The organism is Acidovorax sp. KPB24-07 (assembly GCF_057543315.1).
In genome coordinates, this window is record NZ_BAAJYS010000179.1 from 1 (window position 1) to 7627 (window position 7627).

Genomic DNA, 7627 nt, shown 5'->3' on the forward strand with positions numbered 1-7627 from the left:
CGGATTGCGCGGCGGCAGGGGGGAGGGGGGGCAGGGCGCCGGACAGGGGGGCCGGCGACGAGGGCGCGGAGGTGGGGGAGGGCATGCCCGCATTGTGGCAAAGGCCACGCACCCTTTTGGCGGGCCGCGCACGAAACCCCTGCGCTATCCTCCCCGCATGCTCGACACCCAACGCATCCGTGCCGTCACCCTCGACCTGGACGACACGCTCTGGCCCATCTGGCCCACCATCGCCCGCGCACAGGCCGTCCTGTGCGCCTGGCTGCAGGACCGGGCGCCCGCCACCGCCGCGCTCCTGGGCGACCCCGAAGCCGCCGCCGTATTGCGCAGCCAGGTCGTGCAGGCGCATCCGCAGCTGTCCCACGACCTGAGCGCCCTGCGCCGCGAGAGCATCCGTGCCGCGCTGCGGCAGGCAGGCGACGACACCGCGCTGACCGACGGCGCCTTCGATGCCTTCTTCGCGGAGCGCCAGCGCGTGCAGCTGTACGACGACGCCATCGCGGCGCTGGAATTCCTGGCCGTGCGCTATCCCCTGGCGGCCCTGTCCAACGGCAATGCCAACCTGGACTTGATCGGCATCGGCGCCTATTTCCAGGCCCGCATCAGCGCACGCGAGTTCGGCATCGCCAAGCCCGATCCGCGCATCTTCCATGCGGCGGCCGAGGCCCTGGGCGTGCCGGCCGCCAGCGTGCTGCACGTGGGCGACGATGCCACGCTGGACGCGCACGGTGCCCTGGGCGCGGGCATGCAGGCGGTGTGGATCAACCGCGCCGAGGCGGCCTGGCCGCACGACGGCGAGCCGCACGGCACGGTGCCCGATCTCACCGAACTGTGCCGGCTGCTGGCGTGACCGACACGCTCGCGGGCTGGGGCGTGTAACCGCCCAATGGAGGCGCCGATGCGTGGCCGCGCAGGGTGGGGCGGGTAGGCCCAATGGCTTTCCCGCAGGGGCATCCGCACGGGGATGATTGCTGAAGTGCTATTAAATCAATAGCTGCAAGGGCAATGAGTACTAGGGCATGGAGCGCTTTTCACTCTGAATGGCAGTGCACAGCATGAAAGCGCCTGTGCGGCGGGCGGAACACTACGCCTGCTCCAAACGGGCGAGGTACGCCGCGACCCGATCATCATGATCGTCGGTGGCCCCGCCACCGAACCAGAAGGCCCGGGCGGCGCTGAGGGGCTGGCGGACGGGCTCGAGCGCGCGGGCGACCGTTCGAAACGGCCGCAACGCATCGGTTTCGTCGGGCGCGCCCCAGATCGGGCGATCGCCGGCCGTGATCGAGAGAAGGTGGGGGGATCGCTCGATCGCGATGTCGGGGTCGCGGGCCAGCGCAGCCAGGGCGGGTTCGATCCGGTCCCAGTATTCGCGGCCGATGAACGTTCGCCAGCCCACATCGGCAATACCGGCTTCTTCTCCCGCCTTCCACCGATGCGGTGAACCTTCCCTGCGAAGCGCGGGCTCCACCATGTCGGCGTCGGTGCTGAATGCGGCCCGATGGCGCTCCGGATCGGCGCTCAACAGGAACCTGAGGCTGCTTTTGTGGGGTGGGAGAAATCGTCCCATGCCCATCGTGCCGCTGATGGTGGGCAGTTCCATCAAGGTCGCGCTGACTTCCTCCGCGAAGCCGTGCCAATGGGGCGAGTCTTGCGGTATCGCGGTCTCCAGAAAGAAACGGTCGCTGCGCTGCTCGATGCCGAAGAACGGCAAGCCGGGGTGCGGGAAGTCGGCGAGCGCGTGGCCGTAGCGGCGCAGGCCCTCGCCATACGGGGTTCCGCCGTCCCGGGCGAGATAGTCACGGCCGTCGTTCAGGATGCGCGGCGTCGCCGGGCGGATCTTGCCCTTGTAGCCGGGAAAGTGGTACGAGGTTTCGTTCGCCGACGTGCCGAAGCGCGCTTCGAACTGGGCGTAGAGCTTGCGAAGGTGCGGGGCGATGGTCGGGGCGTGGATCGTGCCCTCCACGATCGCGATCGACCGGAAAGCGGGCACGGCCACCGGTTCGTTTTCCCACATCAGAAACTCACGCATCGGTTGCCTCCCTCCCCATTTTTCCGTACCGGGGGTGTTGTTCGGAATGGCGGAATCTATCGCAGATCTTTCGGCGGGTGTTACGCCATCCCACACAACGCAAGCCCGCGGAGTGAAACCCAGCGACCAGCCATGCAGAATGTCCGGCAAGGGTTTTCAATCAACGGAGGGGTTTGGCATGCATCGACTCGATACGGGGCGTATTTTTCAACGACCGACACACGACGTCTGGCTGGCGAGTTGCCTGGTGGCATTCGGGTTGACGGCCTGTGGCGGCGGATCGGGATCCACCACGGTCACTCTGTCCGATGCCCTGAAGGTCGACACCACGTACGGCGAAGCTGGGGTGGCCACCTTCCCGCTCGGCACGCCGTCCTTCGCCAGTGTGGGCGTGCAGCCGGATGGCAGGCTGCTGATTGCAGGCAGCAGGGTCGCGGTCCCCGCAGCCCCTTCGGGTTTCGGATCGCTGCCCGCCACGCAGACCTTTGTCGTCCGGATGGGCGCCGACGGACATGTCGACAGGGGCTTCGGCCAAAACGGCGAAGCACGGTTTTCCGTCAAGGGATACGAGTCGCTCGGCGATGTTCGACTCCAGGCCGACGGCAGAATCCTGGTGGCGGTTCAGGCGCACGAGCCGTGTTTCTCACCGTCCTACCAGACCCGGTGCCTGACGGCGTCCGGGGAGCCCGGCACATGGCACCACACCGTGGTCGGCCTTACCGCGAACGGGGCGGTCGACAGCACGTTCGGCACCCAGGGCGTTGCGGAGGGATTCGTCTCCACCAATCTCAACACCCTCGCGCTGGCGATCCAGCCCGATCAGAAACCCGTTCTGCTGACGTCCAACGACCGCCCCATCCTGCAAGTGTTCGGCCGCTCTTTGCGCCGCCTGTCTGCGGACGGAATCCCCGATGCCGCGTTCAATCAACCGACGGCATCGCAGCCGCCTGCGCCCTGCGAGGCCAGCGGCGCGGCGGTGATGGCGCTGCGCAACGGCAGCATCGTCACCGCAGGCCAACTGGGTGGCCGGATCTACGCAGACCCCCGATCCGACCCCGGGCTTTGCATCGCGGTGCACGCGGGCGGGACGCAAGCGCAGACCTCCGGTGGCTGGACATCCTTCGGGGCGGAGTTGAAGGAATACCAACTCGCGCCCCATCCCGATGGCGGATTTGTCGTCGCCGCCAGAACGTGCGCGGGCAGCGACTGCCAGCTCAGCGTCGCCAAGTTCAGTGCCAATGGCGCGCTCGACACGTCCTTTGGCGACCAAGGCATCGAGCGCGTGGTGCTTCCTGCCAACTATCGCCTCAAATCCTTCTTCGTCCAGAGCGACGAAAGCATGAAGGCCTTCGGCGCCATCGAGGAAGGCGCGGCAGCGGGCACCGCTGCACGCCGGTTCCGTGCGGTGTGGACGAGCCTGACGGGCAACGGTGCACTGGCCAACAATGACACCAACGTGGCGACTTCCATTCAGGACCCGCCGACCAGCGCAGAGCCGCGCGAGGTGCTCCGGGACGGCGCGGGGCGCTGGCTCGTGATCAGCTCGGAGGAAGACAGTGCGCGCAACCTGGTGCTGAGGGTCGTGCGCACGCTGGGCACGTCCACCGGCCGTTCGTAAAACCGCTAGGCCGCGAGGAAGTCCCGGATCGCGAACAACGTGGCGTCCGGCGCCTCCGTCATCTGGTGGTGGCCGACCGGCAGGCTCACCAGCTGCACCGCCTTGCCGGCCGCGCGCGCCGCCGCGATCAGGCCCTGCGCCGCCTTCGGGTTGGTCATCTGGTCCTGCGCGCCCAGGGCGAACAGCACCGGGCAGGTGATCTGCGCGATGGCCGCCTCGCCGCCCGCATAGCGGTCGCAGGCCAGAAAGCCGCGGTGGAACACGTTCACGGCCGGGTTGCTGCGCAGCACGCGGCGGCCCAGGGCCATGCCCGCGCCATAGGCCCAGAAGCCCGCGCCCGAGGGCGAGGCCAGCGTGCTGCGCGAGAACACGTTCACCATGCGCAGCGCCTTCTCGGGCGTGTTCAGGGCCGACTCGATGAGGGCGGGGGACACCTTCATCGGGTAGGCGGTGCCCACCAGCACCAGGTGCGTGATGCGGTCCTGCAGGCGGGCGGCGGCCTCCAGCGCGATCAGCGATCCCCAACTGTGGCCCACCAGTGCGGCGCGGGCCACGCCCGCCGCATCCAGCAGCGCGGCGATGAAGCCGGCCGCCTGCTCGACGCTTTCGGGCGCATCGCCCTCGCTGCGGCAGTGGCCCGGCAGGTCCACGGCCAGCACGTTCCAGCCGTGGTTGGCGAAGTAGCGGCTTTGCAGCGCCCACACGCTGTGGTCGTTGAGCACGCCGTGGATGAAGACGACGGTCGGCTTGGCCGCGTCGAACGCCTTGCCGCCGGTATAGCAATAGGTGCCGTGGCCGTTGACGGTGATGCGCATCACGCACCTGCCTTTTCTGCGGCTTTCAGCGCGCGCTGCAGATCGTCGATGAGGTCGTCCGCGTCCTCCAGGCCGATCGACAGGCGGATCGTGCCCTGCGAGATGCCGGCCTGGGCGAGCGCCTCGTCGCTCATGCGAAAGTGCGTGGTGCTGGCCGGGTGGATCACCAGGCTGCGGCAGTCGCCCACGTTGGCCAGGTGGCTGAAGACCTTCAGCGTCTCGATGAACTTCTTGCCCTGCGCGCGGTTGCCCTTCAGGTCGAAGCTGAACACCGATCCCGCGCCGCGCGGCAGCAGCTTTTGCGCCAGCGCGTGGCTGGGGTGCGAATCGAGCATCGGGTGCCCCACGCGCGAGACGAAGGGGTGGCTGGCCAGGAACTCCACCACCTTCTGCGTATTGCGCATGTGGCGCTCCATGCGCAGCGGCAGCGTCTCGATGCCCTGCAGGATCAGCCAGGCCGTGTGCGGGCTCATGCACGCGCCGAAGTCGCGCAGGCCCTCGCGCCGTGCGCGCAGCAGGAAGGCGCCCACGGTGCTTTCCTCGGTGAACACCATGTTGTGAAAGCCGTCGTAGGGCTGCGTCAGTTCGGCGAAGCGCCCCGCGGTGCGCGGGCCCTCCCAGTCGAAGCTGCCGCCGTCCACCACGATCCCGCCGATCACGGTCCCGTGGCCCGACAGGAACTTGGTGGCCGAGTGGTACACCAGGTCCGCACCGTGCTCGAAGGGCCGCATGAGCCACGGCGAGGTGAGGGTGGAGTCCACCAGCAGCGGCACGCCGGCCTCGTGCGCGATGGCGCTCACCGTGGGAATGTCCAGCACGTCCAGGCCTGGGTTGCCCACGGTCTCGCCGAAGAACAGGCGGGTGTTGGGCCGCGCCGCGGCGCGCCAGCCGTCGATGTCGCCCGGGGCGACGAAGGTGGTCTCGATGCCGAAGCGTGCCAGCGTGTAGTGCAGCAGGTTCTGCGATCCGCCATACAGCGCGGTGCTGGCCACGATGTGGCCGCCCGCGCCCATCAGCGTGCAGATCGCCAGGTGCAGCGCGGCCTGGCCGCTGGCCACCGCGATGGCGCCCACGCCGCCTTCCAGGGCGGCCACGCGCTGCTCCAGCACGGCGTTGGTGGGGTTGCTGATGCGGCTGTACACGTGGCCCGGGCGTTCCAGGTTGAACAGCGCGGCCGCGTGGTCGCTCGACTCGAACACGAACGACGTCGTGAGGTGGATGGGAACGGCGCGCGCCCCGGTGGCCGGGTCGGGCGAGGCGCCCGCGTGCAGCGCCAGTGTGTCGAAGCCAGGGTCTGAGTAACCGGGCATCCGTGTCTCCTCTGTAGGGGGGTAAGCGCCGCATTGTGGGCTATATTGCGCAGGATTCAGCCAGCAGCGCCCTGGCGCGCACCACGGAGACCTCCCCCATGAAAGTCAGCGACATCCTTCGCGTCAAAGGCAACACCCTCTACACCGTCAACGCCGACGAGCCGCTGTCCCAGGCCGCTGAAATCATGTCCGAAAAGGACATCGGCTCGCTCGTGGTCATGGACCTGGGTGACCTGGTGGGCATGCTCACCTTCCGCGAAGTGATCCAGGCCGTGGTGAAGAACGGCGGTTCGGTCGGCACCTGCTCGTGCGCACGGCCATGGACGACGCCCCGCTCACCTGCACGCTCGAGACCGACATGGACGAGGTGCGCCGCATGATGCTCAATCGCCATGCCCGCTACATGCCGGTGATGGACAAGAAGATGCTCATGGGCGTGATCAGCTTCTACGACGTCGCCAAGGCCGTCGTGGATGCCCAGAACTTCGAGAACAAGATGCTCAAGGCCTACATCCGCGACTGGCCCGAGGAAGACGCCCGCCCGGCGGTCTGATCGCTCCCTTCAAGCCCAACCGGCCCCATGCCGGGGTATCGATTGCCTGGGTTGCTATGTTTTTAATAGCATTTGGAGCGTGGTGGGATGGATCGGGCCGGGCCGCAAGGCTCGGTGATAATCGCGCCCCATGAGCGGCAACACACTCGGCACCCTATTCGCAGTCACCAACTTCGGTGAATCCCACGGCCCGGCCATCGGCTGCGTGATCGACGGCTGCCCCCCCGGCATGCCCCTGTCCGAGGTGGACATCCAGGCCGACCTGGACCGCCGCCGTCCCGGTACCAGCCGCCACGTCACCCAGCGCAACGAGGCCGATGCGGTCGAGATCCTCTCCGGCGTGTACGAAGGCAAGACCACCGGCACGCCCATCGCCCTGCTGATCCGCAACACCGACCAGCGCAGCAAGGACTACTCCAACATCGCCGAGAGCTTTCGCCCTGGCCACGCCGACTACACCTACTGGCACAAGTTCGGCATCCGCGACCCGCGCGGTGGCGGGCGTTCGTCGGCGCGGCTCACCGCCCCCACGGTGGCGGCCGGCGCGGTCGCCAAGAAGTGGTTGTCCGAAAAATACGGCGTTCGCTTTCGCGCCTGCATGACGCAGATCGGCGAGCTGGCCATTCCGTTCGAAAGCTGGGACCACGTGCCCCAGAACCCGTTCTTCGCGCCGGTCGCCGACGTGTCCGCGTACGAGGACTACATGGACGCGCTGCGCAAGTCGGGCGATTCGTGCGGCGCGCGCATCCGCGTGCAGGCCACGGGCGTGCCGGTCGGCCTGGGCGAGCCGCTGTACGACAAGCTGGATGCCGACATCGCCCACGCCATGATGGGGCTCAATGCCGTCAAGGGCGTGGAGATCGGCGCGGGCTTTGCCAGCGTGGCGCAGCGCGGCACCACCCACGGCGATTCGCTCACGCCCAGAGGCTTTGCCAGCAACAACGCCGGCGGTGTGCTCGGCGGCATCAGCACGGGGCAGGACATCGAGGTGTCGCTGGCCATCAAGCCCACCAGTTCCATCATCAGCCCGCGCGAATCCATCGACGTGCACGGCCAGAGCACCGAGGTCATCACCAAGGGCCGGCACGACCCCTGCGTGGGCATCCGCGCCGCACCCATCGCCGAGGCCCTGCTGGCGCTGGTCGTGATGGACCATGCCCTGCGCCACCGCGGGCAGTGCGGCGACGTCGAGCCACCCGTGCCACCGATCCAGGCATCGTTTCTCTGAGCCCGGGGCCCTCGGGCGCCCGCGCCTCAGCGCGCGGCCGAGGCAGGCACGGGGGGCGCCACAGGGACCGACGC

The 7627-nt window shown here is 68.3% G+C and carries 6 protein-coding genes and 1 pseudogene; 4 read left to right on the forward strand and 3 right to left on the reverse strand.

Translation table 11 applies throughout. The features are described from left to right. Positions 1-157 precede the first annotated feature (157 nt). Positions 158-850: an HAD family hydrolase gene (locus tag AC27IQ_RS16180; RefSeq protein ID WP_487090065.1), complete on the forward strand. Its 693-nt coding sequence runs from the start codon at positions 158-160 to the stop codon at positions 848-850. Positions 851-1084: 234 nt separating this feature from the next. Here the strand turns inward: AC27IQ_RS16180 and AC27IQ_RS16185 are convergent, their stop codons facing one another. Continuing rightward, on the reverse strand, positions 1085-2029 hold the full coding sequence (locus tag AC27IQ_RS16185; protein ID WP_487090066.1) for a hypothetical protein: 945 nt from the start codon (positions 2027-2029) through the stop codon (positions 1085-1087). Positions 2030-2207: 178 nt separating this feature from the next. Here AC27IQ_RS16185 and AC27IQ_RS16190 point away from each other — a divergent pair, with 178 nt between their 5' ends. Further along, complete coding sequence (locus AC27IQ_RS16190; RefSeq protein WP_487090067.1) at positions 2208-3647, forward strand: NHL repeat-containing protein; 1440 nt, start codon at positions 2208-2210, stop codon at positions 3645-3647. 5 nt (positions 3648-3652) lie between these two features. Here the strand turns inward: AC27IQ_RS16190 and AC27IQ_RS16195 are convergent, their stop codons facing one another. Together AC27IQ_RS16195 and AC27IQ_RS16200 are read right to left on the reverse strand one after the other, a co-directional pair. After that, entirely contained in the window at positions 3653-4462 is an 810-nt protein-coding gene (locus AC27IQ_RS16195) for an alpha/beta fold hydrolase (protein ID WP_487090068.1), read from the reverse strand. Then, positions 4462-5772 (reverse strand): O-acetylhomoserine aminocarboxypropyltransferase, encoded by a 1311-nt coding sequence (locus AC27IQ_RS16200; RefSeq protein WP_284426556.1) that lies wholly within the window; start codon positions 5770-5772, stop codon positions 4462-4464. The genes AC27IQ_RS16195 and AC27IQ_RS16200 overlap by 1 nt, the downstream gene beginning before the upstream one ends. A gap of 98 nt (positions 5773-5870) precedes the next feature. Here AC27IQ_RS16200 and AC27IQ_RS16205 point away from each other — a divergent pair. After that, positions 5871-6325, forward strand: a pseudogene (locus AC27IQ_RS16205) (CBS domain-containing protein). 130 nt (positions 6326-6455) lie between these two features. Beyond that, entirely contained in the window at positions 6456-7553 is a 1098-nt protein-coding gene (gene aroC / locus AC27IQ_RS16210) for a chorismate synthase (RefSeq protein WP_487090069.1), read from the forward strand. The last annotated feature ends 74 nt before the right edge of the window (positions 7554-7627 follow it).